Source organism: Cellulosimicrobium sp. CpK407 (assembly GCF_051844275.1).
GTDB classification, from domain to species: domain Bacteria; phylum Actinomycetota; class Actinomycetes; order Actinomycetales; family Cellulomonadaceae; genus Cellulosimicrobium; species Cellulosimicrobium cellulans_G.
The window spans coordinates 1-18,242 of sequence record NZ_JBGNYC010000006.1; the positions used below are offsets into that span (position 1 = coordinate 1).

An 18,242-nucleotide genomic window follows, 5' to 3' on the forward strand; every position below is an offset into this window, starting at 1 on the left:
CGTTCCTCGCGGCTCCCGCCAGGCCCGCCACGACGCGGCACCACCACCCACCCCGCCCTACGTCGTCCCGCCCTGGTCGGTCCTCACCGTGGGCGACCGCCCGCGGGTGCGTTCGGCCCAGGCCGCGCGACCTCGCGCGCGGGACGGTCGCCGGTCGCGGCGCCGTCACGTCGAGCAGGTGATTCGGGCGCGTCCGGCGCGCGGGACGAACCCGCGTCGCCTGCTCGACCCACCAGGACGGCCTGGTCGGCCTCGCGCCGAGCCGCCACGGGCACCCTGCTCCGGCGGGCAACCCGATGGTCGCAAGCGGCGACCGACGTCCCGGGCGAGACGATCGCCGAGCGGTGGGGGTGGGCTCGGATGCGAAGGGGCGTCAGAGCGGCGCTCCTCGAACCCACGGCCGAGTGACCGGGGTGACGGCGCCGCAGCCCCGAGCACCGAGGCCACCCGCGCCGCGGACCCGACCCGCGGGCTTGAGACTCGAGGACGCCGCGTACCCGACTCCGCAAGGCTGAAGGAACGACCACGGTTCAGCGTCGGCGGGCAGCGTTCTGCCCGGCGGCCTGTGGTGGCCGCCGGGCAGAGCGTTCGGGCCTGGACGGGTCAGGACTCGGTGGTGCCGTCCTGGGTCGTGGTGCCGTCCTGGGTGCCCGGGCGGCCCCCGCCGGTCCGGCCGCCCATGCCGCCGCCGGTCCACTCGCCGGCGACGGCGGTCGTCGAGCCGGCGGGTGTCGTGACCGTGTAGGTCTCGCCGGTCGTCACGTCGGGCGAGGAGACGACGACGTTCGCGGTGTCCTTGGTGACCGTGCGCTCGGTGAGGACGGTGCCGTCGGTGGTCGTGACGGTGACGGTGTCGCCGGCGCTCGCGGACACGTCCGCCGCGAGCCAGCCCTGCGCGGAGTCCGTGGACGGCACGACGACCATGCCCGCGCTGCCCGCCGCGACGAGCGAGCCGCCGCTGATCGTGAACGTGCCGTTGACGTCCAGAGCGCCGTTGCCGTCGTTCGTCGGACCCTGGACGACGATCTCGCCGCCCGTGACGGTGAGCGAGCCGTTCGAGTCGATCCCGTCGCCGCCCGCGTCGACGGTGAGGGTGCCGCCGGAGATCGTCAGCGTCGAGCCGTCGTCGGTGTCCATGCCGCCACCCATGCCGCCGGGGCCGCCCTGGGGCATCTCGGTGCCGTCGGGGAGCTCGCCGCCCTGCGGGGGCTCGGGCATCTGGCCGTCGGCGGGCATCTCCGGCGGGGTGCCGCCGGCCGCGGCGCCGTCCGGGGGCTCCGGCATCGTGCCGTCCGCGGTCGTGCCGGGTGCGGTCCCGTCGGGCGCCGCGCCGGTCGAGCCGTCGCCTCCAGTCGAGCCGTCGCTGCCGGTCGAGCCGTCGTCGCTGGTCGAGCCGTCGGTCGCGCCGTCGGTCGCGGTCGCTGTCTCGGCGGTCGTCGACCCCACGGTCGCGTTGAGGCCGTCGTCGCTCGCCGTGACGTCGAGGTCGCCGCCGGCGATCGTGATGGCTGCGCCCTCGATGCCCTCGACGGACGTCGTGACGGTGAGGTCGCCGCCCGAGACGGTGACGTCGCCGTCGGCGTGGACGCCGTCGTCGCCGGACGACAGCTCGACGGTCCCGCCCGAGACGGAGACGGCGCCGTCGGAGTGCAGCGCGTCGTCGGCGGCATCCACGGTGACGGTCACGTCGTCGCCGACCACGACGCCGACGTCGCCCTTGAGGCCCTTCGCGGAGGCGTCCTCGGCGACGGCCGCGCCCGCACCGCCCGCGGCGGTCACGGACAGCGTCCCGCCGGAGACGACGACGTCGGTGACGGCCTGCACGCCGTCGTCGCCCGACGCGATGGTGATCGTCCCGCCACGCACGTCGACGAACCCGAGGGTCTCGTCGCCGTCCTCGGTCGACTTCAGCCCGTCCTTCGCGGCGGTGACGTCGAGCGTCCCGCCCGTGACGACGAGGTAGTCCTTGCCGCGGATCCCGTCGTCGCCCGCGTCGACGGTGAGGTCACCGCCCGCGATGACGAGCCCGTCCTGGGAGACGATGCCGTCGTTCGCGTGCGACGTCACGCTGAGCGCGCCGTCGCCGCCGATCACGAGGTCGGCCGTCGAGAACAGCGCGCCGTCGGGCTCGCCGTCGGCGTCCTGGGCGGAGTACGTCTCGGCGTCGGTGAGGCTGCTGGTGGAGCCGTCGGCGAGGATCACGGCGACCTTCTCCGCGTCCTGCACGGTCACGGCGGCGTTCGTCGTCGCGGTGACGTCCGCGCCGTCGAGGACGAGCTGGACGAGCCCGTCCCCCGCGGTGTCCACGACGACCTGCCCCTCCAGCGTGCCGCTGAGCACGTACGTGCCGGGGGCGGTGATCGTGACGGTCGAGCCGTCGACGGTCACGCCGTCGCCGTCCGCCGTGGCGGTGTCGCCGTCCAGCGTGACGGTCACCGCGGAGGACTCGTCGTACGCGAGATCGGTGTCGTCCACCGTCACCTCGGCGTTGTCGGCGCGGGCCTCGTCGGGGGTCAGCCCGGCGACGGCGTCCGAGACGACGCTCGCGGTGGTCGTCGCGTTCGTGTCGGTCGAGGCGCTGTCGGTGGTCGCGCCGCTCCCCAGCACGGAGCAGCTCGCGAGGACGGCGGCCGCCGCGGCGACGGCCAGGGTGGTCAGGGGTCGGCGGATGCGCATCAGAGGCTCCTGTCGTCGTGCCCGGGGGTGCGGGCGGGAGGGGTCGTGGTCCCCGCGGGCGCGGTCGCGTCGGGGGAGGGGGAGAGGTGGCGGCGGATCACGCGGCGCCACGGGCCGTCGGGAAGGTCGGGGCGCAGGAGCGCCAGACCGGTGCCGTACTTGGAGATCCGCTCGGGCCGGTGGCCGTGCCGCCACAGCAGGCGGTCGAGGTCCGACGGCGTCGAGCCGCCCTTCGTCTCGACGACCACCAGGTGCGGGACCAACCAGGCGAGCGGCGCGTGCGCGCCCGGCTGGTCGAGCTCCCACGTGAGGCCCGTGTCGACGGTGGCGCGCGCGGCGCCGTCGGCCCGGGGGAGCAGGAGCGTCGTGCGGCGGTACCGCGACACGAGGCCGGGCGCGAGCGCGTGCTCCGGCACGCCCTCGATGCCCTCGGCCGCGAGCGTGCGGCCCACGAACGTGCGGTCGGCGCCGAGCGCCGTCGGGCACCCGTCGTGCGCGACGCGCTGCTTGAGCGTCGTGCCGCGCGCGGCGCGGGTCTTGACCTCGAGGAAGCTCGCGCCCGAGTCCAGGTAGGTGCGGGTGCGGACCTTGAACCGCCGGCGGCGCCGCGTCGCGGTGAGGCGGAACGACGCGAGGTCGGGGGTGTCGAAGTACACCGACTCGTACGCCGCGCTGCGCGCGCCGTCGATCTCGAGGACGCGGGCAGGGGTGGTCCGGGCGAGCGCGTCGAGCACCGTCACCGCGTCGTCGACCGGCAGGACGTACTTGCGGTCGACCCGGGTGAGCAGCGCGGCCGCGTCGACGAGCTCGTCCAGGCCGACGTCGTCGAGCGGGTAGAGGACGGCGCGGACGCGGTCGTCGGCCGTCACGGTCCGGGGGCTCACGCGCGCACCTCGGTCCGCTCGGGCCGGGCTGCCGGGCCGGGCGTCGTGGCCGCTGCCGGAGTCGGAGGCGTCGGCGCGATCGCCGGGGCGACCGGCGCGAAGGGCGCCGCCTCGTGCGAGGCTCGGAGTGCGCCGTCGGGCACGGGGAGGGGCGCGGCGGCCGCCGGGGCACGAGCCGGCGTCGCACGACGGCCGGTGCGCGGCTCGGTGTAGCGGACGTCCACCCAGGTGGTGTCGTTGACGAGGTCGAGGCGCTGCACGCTCACGCCGCGGACTTCCGCGCCGAGGAGCTCCTCCAGGTGGCGGGTGAGCTCGGCGCGGTCGGTGAGGGCGCGGTCGACGACGACGCTCTGGCTCTGCGCGCGGCGCAGGACCCGCGGGTGGTCGACGACGGCCATCACGCCGACGACGAGCGCCGTGCCCGCGAGGGACAGCCAACCGGTCGTCGCGCCGAGGCCGCCGAGGAGGCCCAGCGCGAGAGCAGCGAAGTAGTAGGCGACCTCGGTCTGGGACAGCTCGGTCGAGCGGAGCCGGATGATCGACAGGACCCCGAAGAGCCCGAGCCCCAGCCCGGCGCCCACGCTGCTCGTCGCGAGCGTCGCCGCGACCGCGAGCACCCCCACGTTGACGCCGAGGTACGCGACCACGAGGTCGCGTCGCCGGTGACGCGGGAAGTAGAGGCCGAACGCGAGGACGGTGACCGCGACGAGGTCGACGAGGTACAGGACGGGCTGGGACACGAGGCCTCCGGGTGCCGGGGCGCTGGGCGCCGTGGTCGAGGACGTTCCCATTCCGCCGGAGGAGCCTGTGCGGTCGCTGTGGAGGGCACAGGCCGTGTGTATGAGTCCCGTTCCGCGGGGCATCGCGTCGAGGTCACGCGGGCCGCCGCGGCGCTCGCGGCCTCGTGACCGGGGTCACGGCGAGGGCACGAGCCGTGATGTTAGCCTCACCTAAGTCACCGACGAGAGGTTGTCATGTCGACCACCACCGCGCCCGCGCCGCGGCGCGCCCGCCCCCAGACCGTCCTCGAGGTCCTCGAGACCGCGTGGCTCTCCCCGCACCTCGTGCGGGTCGTGGCAGGGGGCGAGGGGTTCGCCGCGTTCACCACGAACGAGCACACCGACAAGTACGTCAAGATCATCTTCGCCAAGCCCGAGCTCGGGCTGGAGCCGCCCTACGACATCGCGGCGCTGCGCGAGACGCTCGCGCCCGAGGACCTGCCCGTGACCCGCACATACACGGTGCGGTGGGTCGACGAGGCGGCGCAGCGCCTCGCGATCGACTTCGTCGTGCACGGCGACGAGGGCCTCGCCGGGCCGTGGGCCGCGCGCGCGAAGCCCGGCGACCGCATCGTCCTCTCCGGCCCCGGCGGCGGGTACGCGCCCGACCCCGACGCCGACTGGCACCTGCTCGCGGGCGACGACTCCGCGCTCCCCGCGATCGCCGCCGCGCTCGAGGCCATGCCGCGCGACGCCGTCGGGCACGCCGTGCTGGAGGTCGGCACCGAGGCGGACCGGCTCCCGCTCGAGGCGCCCGACGGCGTCGAGGTCACCTGGGTGCTGCGCGGCGACGCGCCCGCCGGGACGACGACGCTCCTGCCCGACGCCGTCGCCGACCTCGCGTGGCGCGAGGGCCGCGTGCACGTCTTCGCGCACGGCGAGCGCGAGGCCATGAAGGCGCTGCGCCGCGTGTTCGCCGAGCGCGGCGTCCCGCGCGCCGACCTGTCGCTCTCCGGCTACTGGGCCTACGGCCGCGCGGAGGACCGCTTCCAGGCGGAGAAGCGCGAGCCCGTCGGCCAGATCTTCGAGGACTGAGGAGTCCCATGCACCGCACCACCCTGCGCCGCGCGCTCGCGGCGACGTCTGTGCTCGCCGTCCTCGCGCTCGCCGCGTGCTCGTCCGGGGACGACTCGGGCGACGCCGCGCCGTCGGGCAGCCCGAGCGCCGACGGCGCCGCGGACGCCTTCCCCGTGACGATCCCCACCGCGTTCGGGGACGTCGAGATCCCCGAGGAGCCGGAGCGCGTCGTCGCCCTCGGCTGGGGCGACGCCGAGACGGCGCTCGCGCTCGGCGTCCAGCCCGTCGGGGCGAGCGACTGGCTCGCGTTCGGCGGCGACGGCGTCGGCCCGTGGCTCGACGGCGCGTACGACGAGTCGCCCGAGATCATCGGGACGCTCGAACCCTCGTACGAGCAGATCGCCGTGCTCGACCCCGACGTCATCCTCGACGTGAAGTCGTCGGGCGACCCCGAGCGGTACCAGCGGCTCTCCGAGATCGCCCCGACCGTCGCGATCCCCGAGGGCGGCGAGGCGTACCTCACGCCCATGGAGGACCAGGTCGGCATGATCGCCGCCGCGCTCGGGCGCAGCGAGGCCGGCGACGAGCTGCTCGCCGAGGTCGACGACGCGTTCGCCGCCGCGCGCGACGAGCACCCCGAGTTCGCGGGCAAGACCGCCGTCATCGGGTCGTACTGGGCCGAGGGCTTCGGCGCCTACGTCTCGACGTCCAGCCGCGGCGAGTTCATGCAGGGCCTCGGGTTCAGCACCAAGCCCGAGATCGACGCGGCCGCCGGCGAGGAGTTCTCCGCCAACCTCGGCACCGAGAACGTCGACCTGCTCGACGCCGACCTCACCGTCATCCAGCCCATCGGCTTCACCGCCGCCGACGTCGAGGCGCTCCCGATCTTCCAGACCGTGCCGTCCGTCGCCGACGGGCGCTACGTCGTGTTCGACGACAAGGACCTCTCCAACGCCTTCTCGCTCGGCACGCCCACGGCCGTGATCTACGCGATCGACAACGTCACGCCGCTGTTCGCGGACGCGCTCAGCGGGTCGTGATGGTGGGCTCCCGGGCGTCGGATCGGGCGGCCTGACCGGCCGATTCGGTGTCCGGGGGTCTGACCAGGTATCCTTCCTGGGCCGGGTTTCCCGGCGAAGGTAGCGTGTCCGAGCGGCCTAAGGAGCACGCCTCGAAAGCGTGTGTGGGTGAAAGTCCACCGTGGGTTCAAATCCCACCGCTACCGCCACCCGAAGGGCCCCACCCGCAGAATCCTGCGGTTGTGGGGCCCTTCGCCGTGCCCGGCCCTCCGCTTTTACTCCGTTTTGCCCTGCGGGTCGTCGGCTGCGGCCTGCTGGACGAGCTGGTCGATGACGACCCGCAGGTCCGGTGCGACGTGCGTGCGCTTTACGTAGTGGCGGACGGTCGTGCCCTCGTTGGCATGGCCGAGCAGCGCGGTCGCGTTGCCGATCGTCGTGGAGTTCGCGACCTGCGTCGCCACGGTCCGGCGGAAGTCGTGCGGGGTGACCGTGGTGCCGATGGAGGCCTGCGCCTCGCGGAGCTGGTCGCGCACTCGGCTGGGGGAGCGCGGAGTGGCCCGCGTGGACGGGAACACCAGGGCGTCCGGACCGCCGTCCAGCCCGAGGTCCAGCGCCTCGCGGATCGCGGTGACGACGAACGCGGGGAGCGTGATCGTGCGCCGTGACGAGTCGGACTTCGGCATGGGCTGCCGCACGAGCCAGCCCTCCGCCCGGACGACGGTTCCCGGTGACGATGAGCGTTGGGACCTCGGTATCGAGGTCGACGTCGGCATCCCGCATCGCAAGGAGTTTGCCGATCCGCAGCCCGGTACCGAGCAACATGTCTACGATCTGCGGCAGGATCGTGACGTTGCGACGGCCGCGAGCGAGGGTGGGGCGGTCCTCCCACTCGCGCATGGCATCGCGGAGCGGCGCGATGACGCTCGATCTAGCCTGGATATCTCAGAGTTCCACGGTCGGATTTACGGACGGTCTTGGCAGGAAGGTCAGGTTGTGGGTCGTAGAGATGCGGGGCAGGCGAATGAGTGAGAAGAAGTATCAGATCTTCGTGAGCTCTACGTTCGAGGATCTAAAGGAGGAGCGGGATGTAGTCATCAAGGCGATTCTCGAAATGGGCCACATTCCTGTCGGAATGGAGATGTTTAGTGCCGCCGACGAGGAGCAATGGAAGATTATTGAGCGGCATATCGAAGAATCGGACTACTACTGCGTAATTGTGGCGCACCGATACGGATCGATTGTCGAGGGCGTGAGCTTTACTCGTAAGGAGTATGAGTATGCGGTCTCATGCGGAGTGCCTGTCTTGGGGTTTGTGATCGACGATTCGGCCGAGTGGCCACCGGCAAAGATCGACCGAAAGAACCCTGAGGTGAAGCTATTGGGAGAATTTAAGGACCTGGTGAGATCCAAGCCCGTTAGCTTCTGGAAGAGTGCTGACGATTTGTACGGGCGCGTCTCGATATCCCTATCCAAGGCGTTCACGGCGAATCCAAGGGAAGGCTGGTCAAGAGGCGCGGCGTCGATGAGCCCTGAGACTGCTGATGAGCTCACCAGGCTCAGCGCAGAGAATGCGCGGCTGCGTAACGAGATTTCTAAGCTTGAGGCAAGCCGCGAAGCAGACCAAAGATCCGAGCTCAATAGCTTGATCGACGAGATCTCTGGCTATAAGAGGGAGTTGAGCTACAAGTACTCTAAGGCTGATTCCGACTGGAGCGATGCAGAAACTAACCTGCTCGATCTGTTTCATTATCTCTCGTCGTCTCTCTTGACTGAAGTCGAACTGATGGAGGCGGCCGGACTCTTGGCGATGGAGTTGCGCGAAGACAAGATGAATCGAGCTTGGTGGATCGTTGCAAAGAACCAGACGCAGGAGGTGCTGGCAGATCTCATGGCGCTGGGTCTAGTCGAGCCGTCGAGGCGGCGGCACGGGGTTTCGGACAAGGGTGAGTATTGGAGCGTGACTTCGCTTGGAGTCGAATTGCACAACAGGATTCGGCTCAGGAACCTGAAGAGTTCTGAGCCTGAAGGTGAAGTTGAAGGCGACGAGAGTGCCGTAGACGACGGCGCGGCAGAGAACGCCTAGCTGTTCGACAAACACGTTCTGGACGGGGCACGCGCTATGCGTCCTCGGCCCCGATGGGTCGAGGGCTGTCAATGCTGGCTCAATCGTGTCGCTCGCGCGCGGGCTGCACTCCGGGCGAGCCCCGCGCTCCGCACACCTACCCGTCGAGGCGCCCATATAGTAAGGGCGGCCTCGGTGGCATCCCGAGACCGCCTCGCCAGGTATTGACCATGCGTTACCGCCAGTACCGCTGACCTCGCCAAGAGTCGCCGGCCGCGCCGACGACCCGGACGCCCGCGTCACGCACGAACTCTCGCAGTCCACGGCCCGCCCAAATCGGTGTCCCTCAGTGCTACCAAAGGGCGTCGCGCATCTGGCCATCTGGCCTGCGGCCGCAACAGCATCTGAGATGTCAGTCTGTCGGCCAGACATCGCGGACCTGTCCTGCCAGGTACGAAGCGCCGCAGAAGCGACCCACGATGCAGCCATGCGCGGCGCTCGTAGCGGAGAACGGAAGCGCGGGTGGTGTCGCGCACAATCCCATCCGAGTTGCGCCCGCGAGCCGTCGCGAGTCAGAGGTCGTTTCTGACGCGGCCATCCGACGGCGTGGAACGCGCCAAGCCCACCGTTACTCTCGCACGAAGGGTCCGCTTGCGTTACTCCGCGGCCTTGGGCGCTCCGTCGGACTCGGGCGAAACGCGACGAGGTCTCGTTGACCTAGGCTGGCTCGACACCTGACATCGCGATCTGGGCCGACCTCCTGGCACTACCGCAGGGAACGCGGTCCTGCGCCAGCGAAGAGGCGATTCAGGTGCTGGTCGATCGCTGTGAGCGCAGCTTGGGATTCGATCACATCGAGCTCGAGCAGCGGAGTGAACCCGGTCAGCGCCAGAAGGAGATCCGTCTCGATGTCCGGGTCGCGGTCCGGTGCGATCTGGCCCTGCCTGATCGCCTCGCGGACGAGCCGTTCCAACAGGGCGCGGCCGTCACGCAGCCCGAGGCTCGCCTGCTTGCGCAGCGTCGGGTCGTGCAGCGCCTCCAGGACGTAGGCGGCGCTCATGCGGCTCGACGCCCGCGCATCGGGGTGCAGGGGGAGCATCTCGACGAGGACCAGCCGGAGCACGTCCCGCGGGTGCGGGGGCTGGTCGAGCGCGGCCAGTCCTCGCGCGACGCGGTCGGCGGTCTGCTCGGCGGCGAACTCCATCGCGAAGGTCAACAACGCGGTGCGTGACGCGAAGTAGTGCTGCACGTGCCCGAGCGAGACCCCGGCCTCGCTCGCGACCTCGCGCATCGTGGCCTTGGTCCAGCCTTGCTGGTCGACGACGCGCCACAGCGCACGCGCGATCGCCGCGCGACGCTCCTGGTAGTCCACCAGCTTCGGCATTCAGGCCCCCCTCGTTGACGATTCGCGTGACACAATACAGCCGTATTGTCAACGACGGAACGGAGCAGCGATGGCCGACCCGCACCCGCCCCCGGCGTTCTTCAACCCGTGCGCGGTCGCCATCGATGACGAGGTGGCCATCGCCCTGCTGGCCGACATGCACATCCGCAGAGCGATCGAACGCGGCGAGTTCGACGACCTGCCCGGCAGCGGCAAGCCGCTCCCCATGCCCGACCGCTACGACCCCGACTGGTGGCTGAAGAACCTCGTCCAGCGCGAGCGGCTCGTGGTTCTCCCACCCTCCATCGAACTGCGCAGAGAAGACGCCGCGCTCGACGAGCGCCTCGACGAGATCTGGGTCGAGGAAGACGTGCGGCACGAGGTCGAGGAGTTCAACCGGCGCGTGCTGCGCGGCCGCTACCAGCCGCCCGCGGGCCCGCCCCTGGTCACCATGCCGCGGGACGTGGACGAGACGGTCGCCGCATGGGCCCGCCGCCGGGCCGCACGCGCCGCGGAGGCGGAGGCGTGGTCGTGTGCGGACGCGCCTGCCGAGGGTCGACGTCGCCGTCGGCGCTTCCTGGGGCGGCACCGCTAGCCGCACGTTCCCCTCAGAGCCCGACCTCGGCTGCCGCGGCTCGCAGTGCGTCGGCGGACCGGTGCAGCGCGGTGAGCTCGCCGTCGGACAAGGGTGTCCGCAGCAGGGTCCCGGCGCCGTCGTGGCTGACCATGGTCGGGACGGAGAGGCACACGTCGTCGATGCCTCGGTAACCGTTCAGGAGCGAGGAGACCGGCATGACGCGGTGCTCGTCGTTGGTGATCGCCTCGACGACGCGGGAGGCGGCGAGGCCGATCGCGTAGGCGGTGGCGCCCTTGCCGGCGATGATGTCGTAGGCGGAGTGGACGACGTCGTGCGCGATGGCCCGGCGCACCTCCTCGGTCAGCGGGTCCCGGCCGTCGAACGGGTCGAGCTCCAGGAGCGGCACGCCGCCGATCGTCGCGGACGACCACAGCGGCACGGCGGTGTCGCCGTGCTCGCCGGCGACGTAGGCGTGCACGTTCTGCACGGCCACGCCGACGTGGTCCGCGATGAGGTACCGGAACCGTGACGAGTCCAGAACCGCGCCGGAGCCGAGGACCTGCGCGCGCGGCAGTCCGGAGTACTTCAGGGCGGCGTAGGTGACGACGTCGACGGGGTTGGTGACCATGAGGTAGACGGCGTGGGGCGCGACCTCGACGAGCTGGGGCATGAGCGTGCGCGCCAGGCCGACGGTCCGGGCGGCGAGGTCGATGCGCGTCTGCCCGGGTTGCTGCTTGGCGCCCGCGGTGACGACGACGACGTCCGCGTCCGCGCAGACCGCGACGTCGTCGGAGCCCTCGACGCGTGCCATGGGCATGAACTGGATGCCGTGCGCGAGGTCGAGGGCCTGGGCGCGGACCTTGGCCGTGTCGACGTCGAACAGGACCACCTCGCGCGCCGCCCCGCGGATCAGGACGGCGTAGGCCAAGGTCGCGCCGACCGAGCCGGCCCCGACCACGGCGACCTTCGCCGTCGTGCCTGTCTGGATCCCGCCTGTCCCGGTTCTCGTCTCACCGGTCTGGATGTCGCTCCGCTCCTGCCTCACCGCAGTCACTCCCTCGTCGCGCGCGTCGCATGAGAAGTACGGGCCGCTTCCAGGCTAGGACGTCTCGGCGGACGGCGACGGGGGAGCGTGCGACCGGCCCCCGCGAGGAGCCGGCCCACGCCGGCTCCTGGACGGGCGTCCACGGGCTGCGGGTCGACCGTCCGACACAAACCCACGAGCGGGCGATTTTCGTTCGGACCCTGGCGTAAACACCTCCTGTCCAGGTAAGTTGCAGGAGACCGAACAAATCCCGGGATCCCCAGCCCGGGCCGAAGAGCAACGAGGCCTTCATGAACGATCGATCGACACCCAGCGCGGCCTCCTCGGGCCGCTCGCTCGCCAAGACCTCGCCCGCACCGACCACCCGCTCGCGCGTGGTCGCCGCCACCGCCGTCGCCGGGGCGCTCGCCCTGACCGCGGCCACCTTCGCGTCGCCCGCTGTGGCGGCGCCGCAGCCCACGGCCAAGCCGGCGGCCTCCGTCGCCGGGCCGTCGGACATCAACGGATTCCGCAGCGTCGGCTACGTCATGGCCGACTCGCGCGTGACCCGCGACTTCCACGTGGCCGACCTCGTCCGCACCGGCGCGATCGAGGACCTCACGCACATCAACTACGCCTTCGGCAACGTCACGACCGACCTCGTGTGCGACATCGCCGACGTCCCCGGCGAGGGCGACCCCCTCAACGACTTCGTCGCGGAGGTCGCGGCCAAGGACTCCGTCGACGGCAAGGCCGACAAGCCCGGCCAGAAGCTCGCCGGCAACTTCAACCAGCTCAAGAAGCTGAAGGCCGTCAGCCCCGACACCAAGGTCCTCATCTCGCTCGGCGGCTGGACCTGGTCCGACAACTTCTCCGAGGCGGCGTCCACGGCCGAGGGCCGCACCGCGCTCGTCGACTCGTGCCTCGACCTGTACATCGACGGCAACCTGCCGGTCGTCGACGGCAAGGGTGGCCCGGGTGCCGCGGCCGGCATCTTCGACGGCATCGACATCGACTGGGAGTGGCCGGTCACGGGCGGCGAGACGGCGAACGCTCGCCCTGAGGACAAGGAGAACTTCCTGCTCCTCATGGAGGAGTTCCGCAACGAGCTCGACGCGCGCGGCGCGACGAACGGCGAGGACTACCTCCTCACGGCGTTCGCGCCGGCGGGTGGCTGGAACGCGGGCCAGGGCGGCTGGCTCGACCCGCGCCTGTTCGCCGTCGTGGACTTCCTCAACGTCCAGGGCTACGACTTCCACGGCGGCTGGGTGCCGAACCAGACGGGCCACCAGGGCAACCTGCACCCTGATGGCACGCAGAACTGGGGCCTCGGGCTCGACGGCGCGCTCGGCATGTACGTCAACGCGGGCGCCGACCCGTCGCAGGTCAACGCGGGCCTGGCGGCGTACGGCCACGGCTGGTACGGCGTCGAGGACGGCTCGCAGGGCTGGCAGCCCGCCGCGGGCTACGTCGGCACCAAGACGTACGCCGAGCTGCGGTCGTTCGACGGCGAGCAGTACTTCGACCCGGAGATCGGCGCGAGCTGGCTCTACGACGGCGACCAGTGGTGGAGCTACGACGACCCGGCGTCCGTGACGGCGAAGGCCGAGTTCGTCGCGACGCAGGGCTACGGCGGCGCGATGTGGTGGGACCTCTCGGGCGACTACCGCAACGAGCTGGGTGACGCGCTGGGCTCGACGTTCCGTGCGGCGACCCCCGGTCCCGGCGTGGCCGACGAGTGCGCGGTGCCCTGGTACGGCACGGGCGTCTACACCGGTGGCGAGGTCGTCTCGCACGAGGGCTCGGAGTACAAGGCCCAGTGGTGGACCCGTAACCAGGAGCCGGGCGCGTCCAACGCCTGGAAGAAGATCGGTCCCTGCGGCACGGCGCCCGAGGTCGAGGTCGCGGACTGTGCCCCGGCATGGTCGCGCGAGGCCGTCTACACCGGCGGTCAGACCGTGTCCCGCGCCGGGGTCAACTACACGGCCCAGTGGTGGACCCAGGGCGAGCTGCCCGGGTCCGTGACGTGGGGCTCGTGGGACCCGGTGGGTCTCTGCGCGTGATCTGACGGGTCGTCCGGGCGCGCGCATCGCCCGGGACGACCACCGCACGACGACGGCGGGCCCGGTCTCAGGACGGGGCCCGCCGTCGTCGTCGTACGGGGACAGTACGCACCGACCAGGCCGCTACCTCGCGGGACCGGGCCTCGACTTCGCGGGACCAGGCCTCTACCTCGGGCGACCGGGCCTCTACCTCGGCCGACCGGGCCTCTATCTCGCGCGGTGGGCGTCGCCCTCAGCGCTGGGTGCGGACGTCGCGGCGCAGGTAGTTCCAGGCGAGGATGCAGCAGACGATGCCGTTGACCAGCCCGACGACCACGTCGGCCGGGCCGTGGGCGCCGCGGTAGAGGCGGGACAGGCCCACCGCGAGCGGCACGAGACAGCACAGGATCGTGACGACGACGCGCAGGACGGGGTGGGCGATGCGCTGCGCGAGCAGGGCGAGGGTCAGGTAGAACGCCGCGGACGCGCCGGTGTGGCCGGAGGGGAAGCTCGACGTGGGCGGCGCCTCGTCGAGCCGCGAGACGTCGGGGCGCTCGCGCCCGACGACGATCGACGACGTGAGGAAGATCAGGGCCTGGAGCGCGACGGCGAGCGCGGGCACGACGGCGAACCACCACTGCCGCGTGCGCCACCAGACGAGCGCGATGGTGAGCACCGTCCCGCCGATGATGAACTCGGTGGTGCCGATCAGCGAGAACAGGTCGGTCACGGTGTCCCAGAAGGGCGTGCGTCGCTGCTCGAGCCACCGGTTCACCCCGACCTCGCCGGGCAGGTCGCCCAGCGGACCGGTCACGAGGAAACCGGTCGCGACGATGAGGACCCACAGGACCGCGCCGGGGAGGAAGGCCCGGAGCCCGACGTCGCGCAGCACCTCCTTCGCGGTGGGCCTGGACGTGTCGAGCTCGTAGCGGTGCACGAAGGGATGCATCAGACCTCGTTCCTGGGAGCGGAGCCGGAAGAGCGGGCAGACCGGGCGGACGTCCACCCGTGGTAGCCGACGGCGGACGCCCCCGCGACGGCGCCGCCGAAGAGGATGCCGCCGACGACGTCGGACGGGTAGTGCGCGCCGAGCAGCACGCGGTCGGCCGCGGTGACGAGCGCCAGCGCGGTCGCCCCGCCGACGACGGCCACGCGGCCACGACGGCCGAGCAGCGGCCAGACGAGCACCGTGAGGCTCACCCCGACGGCGGCTGCGTTCATCGCGTGCCCGGAGGGGAAGCTGGACCCGGGCACGACGGCCACCGCGTCCTCGACGACGGGACGCGCGCGATCGACGAGCTCCTTCGCGCCGAGCCCGAGCGCCCACGCGCCCCAGATCGTCCCGGCTGCCCAGGCGGCCCGTGTCCCGAGGCCGTGGCGTCGCCACGCCCAGAGGCACACGCCCATCGCGGCGAGGTTCATCCACCGCGCGGCGAGCACCTCCTGCCCCACGAGCAGGGTGCGCTCGAACGCGGGCCGCTCGCCGGTGAACCCGGTCGCCGCGGCGACGGCGGCGCGGTCGGCCTCGACGACGAGCCCCGACTCCGCGCGCACGAGCCACGCGAGCACGAGCACCGGGACGGAGGCCGCGATCCCGTACACCGCGGCTCTCCCCAGCGCGCGCCTCCTGGCACGCCCGAGCGAGCGGCGCAGGGCAGGGTCGGCGGGCACCCCCGGACGGTAGCCGGGGCTACGGCCGTACGCCCGTGGAGAGGGGTGTCAGCCCGAGCGCCTCAGGCGGGCAGGGCCGCGACCGCCTCGATCTCGACGAGAGCACCGGGCCGGCCGATCCCCACCCGGAGGACCGTCACCGCCGCGGGGTGCGGACCCCAGACCTCGCCGACGGCGGCGAAGCCCGCCATGAGGTCGGCCTCGGGGTCGAGGTAGACGGCGAGCCGCGCGACGTCCTGCGACCCCGCGCCCGCTTCCGCCAGCACGGCGAGGACGTTGCGCAGCGCCTGCGCGGTCTGGGCCGCGATGCCGCCCTCGACGATCGCGCCCTCGGCGTCGGTCCCGTTCTGGCCGCCGACGTAGAGCGTGCGGCCGGTCTCGACGATCGTGCCCTGGGAGAAGGCCGGGTTGCGGTGCAGCCCGGCCGGGTTGAGGTGCGTGACGCTCGGCGTGGTCATGGTCGTCCCCTCCTGCGGTCTGGTCCTGAGGCGACCGACGCTACGCGCGGCCACCCACAGGCCCACGGCGGGCGAGGAACCCGGCCCCCGCCTTCACCCACGACCACGGCGGGAAAGGAGCCCGGCCCGCCCACCCAGGACCACGACCCGCCCACGATGAAACCCGGGGCACGGCCCCCGACGGGCCGTCCCGCCGTCGGCTGTGTAGGAAGGAGGGGTGAAGCAGTCAGCAGGGCTCGTGCTCTACCGGTTCCGTGACGACGTCGTCGAGGTGCTCCTCGGGCATATGGGCGGACCGCTGTGGGCGCGCAAGGACGCGGGCGGCTGGACGATCCCCAAGGGCGAGGTGGAGCCGGGCGAGGACGGTCACGCCGCGGCGCTGCGCGAGTTCGCGGAGGAGCTCGGCGTCCCGGCCCCGGCGGCGGAGGCGCCCGACCTCGACCTCGGCACCGTGCGTCAGCGTGCGGGGAAGCTCGTCGCGGCGTGGGCACGCGAGGCGGACCTCGACGTCGCGGCGATCTCCAGCAACACGTTCGCGCTGGAGTGGCCGCCGCGCTCGGGGCGGATGCAGGAGTTCCCCGAGCTCGACCGGGCCGGCTGGTTCCCGCTCGCACGGGCTCGCGGCCTCGTCGTCGCGGGCCAGGTCCCGCTGCTCGACCGCCTCGAGGAGCGGCTGGCGGACGCCCGCGACCCTGCCGTCGAGCCGTAGGCTCCGGGCGTGGCGCTGTATCACTACGGGCTCTCGAAGCCGCCGCGCGACCAGCGACGACGCCGCTGGTGGGCCGTCGCGGTGCTGGTGCTGTGCGCTCTGGTCGGCCCCTTCGTCGTGGCGGGCGCGGTCCAGGCCTGGCTCGCGGGCGACGTCGCCGAGGCCCTGATGCTGACCCTGGTCTCGATCCTCTGCCTCAGCGGGGTCGGGAGCGCGGTCTGGGGGTTCGTCGACTCGTTCCGCGGCGAGCGCCCGCCGGACGGGCCGGACGGTGGTCCGGGTCAGCCCAGCAGGTAGGGCGCCGCGGCGAAACCGGCGACGAGGCCGACGAGCACGACGGCGGCGGCGGACAGGTGCGAGTGCCGCGCGCGGCTCGCGGTGCGGCGGGCTGCCTCGGTCACGGTGGTCATGGCGGTCCTCTCGTCGGGGTGGTTCCAGGGAGAGAGACCGCGCCCGACGCGATCCATGACGCGGTTCCGGCCGACCTCGGCGCGATCTGCGTCACACCGCGGCGACCGGAACGCGCCGACCCTGGTGCAGCATCGTGCACCAGGGTCGGGTGGTTCGCTCGGGCAAGCGCGTGCGGCGGGGTCTTGCGCGCCCGACGAGGGCGTCAGGCCCGCAAGATCAGCGCGTCGCCCTGACCGCCGCCACCGCACAGCGCCGCTGCGCCGACGCCACCGCCACGGCGCTTCAGCGCGAGCGCGAGGTGCAGCGCGAGGCGGGCGCCGGACGCGCCGACGGGGTGGCCGAGCGCGATGGCGCCGCCGTCGGTGTTCACGACGTCCGCGTCGATGCCGAGGTCCGCGACCGACTGCAGCGCGACGGCGGCGAACGCCTCGTTGATCTCCACGAGGTCGAGGTCCGCCGCGGCGATCCCCTCGCGCTGGACGGCGGCCTCGATGGCCCGCGCCGGCTGGGAGTGCAGCGAGTTGTCGGGTCCCGCGACCTGCCCCGCCGCACCGATCTCGGCGAGCCACGGCAGGCCGTTGCGCTTCGCGAAGGCGCGGCTCGCGACGACGACCGCCGCCGCGCCGTCGGACAGCGGCGAGCTCGACCCGGCGGTGATGGTCCCGTCCTGCACGAAGGCCGGGCGCAGCCGCTCCAGGGCCTCGAGCGTCGTGTCGGCGCGCACGCCCTCGTCGTGCTCGACGACGACCGGCTCGCCCCGCCGCTGCGGCACCTCGACCGGGGCGATCTCCTCGGCGAGGCGCCCGGCGTCGCGCGCCGCGGCGGCCCGCTGGTGCGAGCGCAGCGCGAACGCGTCCTGCTCGGGGCGGCCGATGCCGCGCGTCGCGCAGCCGCGGTCGGTGAGCTCGCCCATGACCTCTCCGCTGAACGGGTCGTTGAGGCCGTCGTGCGTGAGGGAGTCGGCCATCGTCACGTCCCCGAACGCGAACCCGGCGCGCGACCCGACGACCAGGTGCGGGGCGTTCGTCATGGACTCCTGGCCGCCCGCGACGACGACGCTCGCCTCGCGCGTGCGGACCAGCCGGGCCGCGTCGATGATCGCGGTGAGGCCCGAGAGGCACAGCTTGTTGATCGTCACGGTGGGCACGTCCCAGCCGAGGCCCGCGAGGATCGCGGCCTGGCGCGCGGGGCCCTGCTTGGCGCCCGCCTGCACGACCTGCCCGACGATCACCGTGTCGACCTGCTCCGGCGCGACGCCCGCGGCCGCGAGCGCGCCGCGGATCGCGTGCGCGCCGAGCTCGGCGGCCGAGAGCGAGGCGAGCGCGCCGCGGAAGCGCGCGAACGGGGTGCGTGCGCCGTGCAGGAGGACCGGGGTGACCTCGTCCTCGGGGGTGACGGCGGCGGCGTCGGGCAGGGGGCTGGCGGCGGTGCTCATGGGACTCCGATCCGGGGAGGAGACGGGGCGAACAGGAAGGAGCCCCGGCGCCGCGAGGAGGGGCGAGCGGCGCCGGGGAGCGGGGGGAGGGCGT

General features: G+C 72.6%; 18 protein-coding genes and 1 tRNA gene. 8 read left to right on the plus strand and 11 right to left on the minus strand.

Annotated elements, in window-relative coordinates:
• Window positions 1–603: 603 nt before the first annotated feature.
• From ABWU78_RS04290 to ABWU78_RS04300, 3 genes are read right to left on the minus strand one after another with little or no spacing between them, the layout of a single operon-like run.
• A complete protein-coding gene (locus ABWU78_RS04290; protein ID WP_439157649.1) occupies window positions 604–2,676 on the minus strand; it encodes a carbohydrate-binding domain-containing protein in 2,073 nt (690 codons plus the stop codon).
• Window positions 2,676–3,560 (minus strand): polyphosphate polymerase domain-containing protein, encoded by an 885-nt coding sequence (locus ABWU78_RS04295; RefSeq protein WP_439157650.1) that lies wholly within the window; start codon window positions 3,558–3,560, stop codon window positions 2,676–2,678. The genes ABWU78_RS04290 and ABWU78_RS04295 overlap by 1 nt, the downstream gene beginning before the upstream one ends.
• Window positions 3,557–4,300 (minus strand): DUF4956 domain-containing protein, encoded by a 744-nt coding sequence (locus ABWU78_RS04300; RefSeq protein WP_439157651.1) that lies wholly within the window; start codon window positions 4,298–4,300, stop codon window positions 3,557–3,559. The genes ABWU78_RS04295 and ABWU78_RS04300 overlap by 4 nt, the downstream gene beginning before the upstream one ends.
• 234 nt (window positions 4,301–4,534) lie before the next feature.
• Between ABWU78_RS04300 and ABWU78_RS04305 the strand changes: the two genes are divergently transcribed.
• From ABWU78_RS04305 to ABWU78_RS04315, 3 genes are all read left to right on the plus strand, one after another.
• Window positions 4,535–5,374: a siderophore-interacting protein gene (locus ABWU78_RS04305; RefSeq protein ID WP_253054086.1), complete on the plus strand. Its 840-nt coding sequence runs from the start codon at window positions 4,535–4,537 to the stop codon at window positions 5,372–5,374.
• A gap of 8 nt (window positions 5,375–5,382) precedes the next feature.
• Entirely contained in the window at window positions 5,383–6,396 is a 1,014-nt protein-coding gene (locus ABWU78_RS04310; RefSeq protein ID WP_439157652.1) for an iron-siderophore ABC transporter substrate-binding protein, read from the plus strand.
• Between the two features lie 98 nt (window positions 6,397–6,494).
• Window positions 6,495–6,584, plus strand: a tRNA-Ser gene (locus tag ABWU78_RS04315).
• 66 nt (window positions 6,585–6,650) lie between these two features.
• On the opposite strand, the gene ABWU78_RS04320 is transcribed toward ABWU78_RS04315, so the two are convergent.
• Window positions 6,651–7,058, minus strand: a complete 408-nt coding sequence (locus tag ABWU78_RS04320; protein ID WP_290445583.1) for a tyrosine-type recombinase/integrase — start codon at window positions 7,056–7,058, stop codon at window positions 6,651–6,653.
• 233 nt (window positions 7,059–7,291) lie between these two features.
• On the opposite strand from ABWU78_RS04320, the gene ABWU78_RS04325 reads away from it, so the two are divergent.
• Window positions 7,292–8,458 carry a DUF4062 domain-containing protein gene (locus ABWU78_RS04325; RefSeq protein WP_253054080.1) on the plus strand — a complete coding sequence of 389 codons (1,167 nt, stop codon included), beginning with the start codon at window positions 7,292–7,294 and terminating at the stop codon, window positions 8,456–8,458.
• A 745-nt stretch (window positions 8,459–9,203) separates the two neighbouring features.
• Here the strand turns inward: ABWU78_RS04325 and ABWU78_RS04330 are convergent.
• Window positions 9,204–9,821: a TetR/AcrR family transcriptional regulator gene (locus tag ABWU78_RS04330; RefSeq protein ID WP_253054078.1), complete on the minus strand. Its 618-nt coding sequence runs from the start codon at window positions 9,819–9,821 to the stop codon at window positions 9,204–9,206.
• Window positions 9,822–9,891: 70 nt separating this feature from the next.
• On the opposite strand from ABWU78_RS04330, the gene ABWU78_RS04335 reads away from it, so the two are divergent.
• A complete protein-coding gene (locus tag ABWU78_RS04335; protein ID WP_439157653.1) occupies window positions 9,892–10,416 on the plus strand; it encodes a DUF1992 domain-containing protein in 525 nt (174 codons plus the stop codon).
• A gap of 13 nt (window positions 10,417–10,429) precedes the next feature.
• On the opposite strand, the gene ABWU78_RS04340 is transcribed toward ABWU78_RS04335, so the two are convergent.
• The gene (locus ABWU78_RS04340) at window positions 10,430–11,422 is read right to left on the minus strand and encodes an L-lactate dehydrogenase (RefSeq protein WP_253054920.1); all 993 of its coding nucleotides are present in this window, start codon (window positions 11,420–11,422) and stop codon (window positions 10,430–10,432) included.
• 311 nt (window positions 11,423–11,733) lie between these two features.
• Between ABWU78_RS04340 and ABWU78_RS04345 the strand changes: the two genes are divergently transcribed.
• Window positions 11,734–13,485, plus strand: coding sequence for a glycosyl hydrolase family 18 protein (locus tag ABWU78_RS04345; protein WP_439157654.1), 1,752 nt, complete (start codon window positions 11,734–11,736; stop codon window positions 13,483–13,485).
• Window positions 13,486–13,717: 232 nt separating this feature from the next.
• On the opposite strand, the gene ABWU78_RS04350 is transcribed toward ABWU78_RS04345, so the two are convergent.
• From ABWU78_RS04350 to ABWU78_RS04360, 3 genes are all read right to left on the minus strand, one after another.
• Window positions 13,718–14,413, minus strand: coding sequence for a phosphatase PAP2 family protein (locus tag ABWU78_RS04350; RefSeq protein WP_439157655.1), 696 nt, complete (start codon window positions 14,411–14,413; stop codon window positions 13,718–13,720).
• Window positions 14,413–15,135: a phosphatase PAP2 family protein gene (locus ABWU78_RS04355; RefSeq protein WP_439157656.1), complete on the minus strand. Its 723-nt coding sequence runs from the start codon at window positions 15,133–15,135 to the stop codon at window positions 14,413–14,415. The genes ABWU78_RS04350 and ABWU78_RS04355 overlap by 1 nt, the downstream gene beginning before the upstream one ends.
• A gap of 62 nt (window positions 15,136–15,197) precedes the next feature.
• Entirely contained in the window at window positions 15,198–15,593 is a 396-nt protein-coding gene (locus ABWU78_RS04360) for a RidA family protein (RefSeq protein ID WP_439157657.1), read from the minus strand.
• Between the two features lie 217 nt (window positions 15,594–15,810).
• Between ABWU78_RS04360 and ABWU78_RS04365 the strand changes: the two genes are divergently transcribed.
• Complete coding sequence (locus ABWU78_RS04365) at window positions 15,811–16,302, plus strand: NUDIX domain-containing protein (RefSeq protein WP_439157658.1); 492 nt, start codon at window positions 15,811–15,813, stop codon at window positions 16,300–16,302.
• Between the two features lie 9 nt (window positions 16,303–16,311).
• On the plus strand, window positions 16,312–16,599 hold the full coding sequence (locus ABWU78_RS04370; RefSeq protein WP_439157659.1) for a hypothetical protein: 288 nt from the start codon (window positions 16,312–16,314) through the stop codon (window positions 16,597–16,599).
• On the opposite strand, the gene ABWU78_RS04375 is transcribed toward ABWU78_RS04370, so the two are convergent.
• On the minus strand, window positions 16,584–16,712 hold the full coding sequence (locus ABWU78_RS04375) for a hypothetical protein (RefSeq protein ID WP_290445535.1): 129 nt from the start codon (window positions 16,710–16,712) through the stop codon (window positions 16,584–16,586). The genes ABWU78_RS04370 and ABWU78_RS04375 overlap by 16 nt on opposite strands.
• A 203-nt stretch (window positions 16,713–16,915) precedes the next feature.
• Entirely contained in the window at window positions 16,916–18,148 is a 1,233-nt protein-coding gene (locus ABWU78_RS04380; protein WP_439157660.1) for an acetyl-CoA C-acyltransferase, read from the minus strand.
• Between the last annotated feature and the right edge of the window lie 94 nt (window positions 18,149–18,242).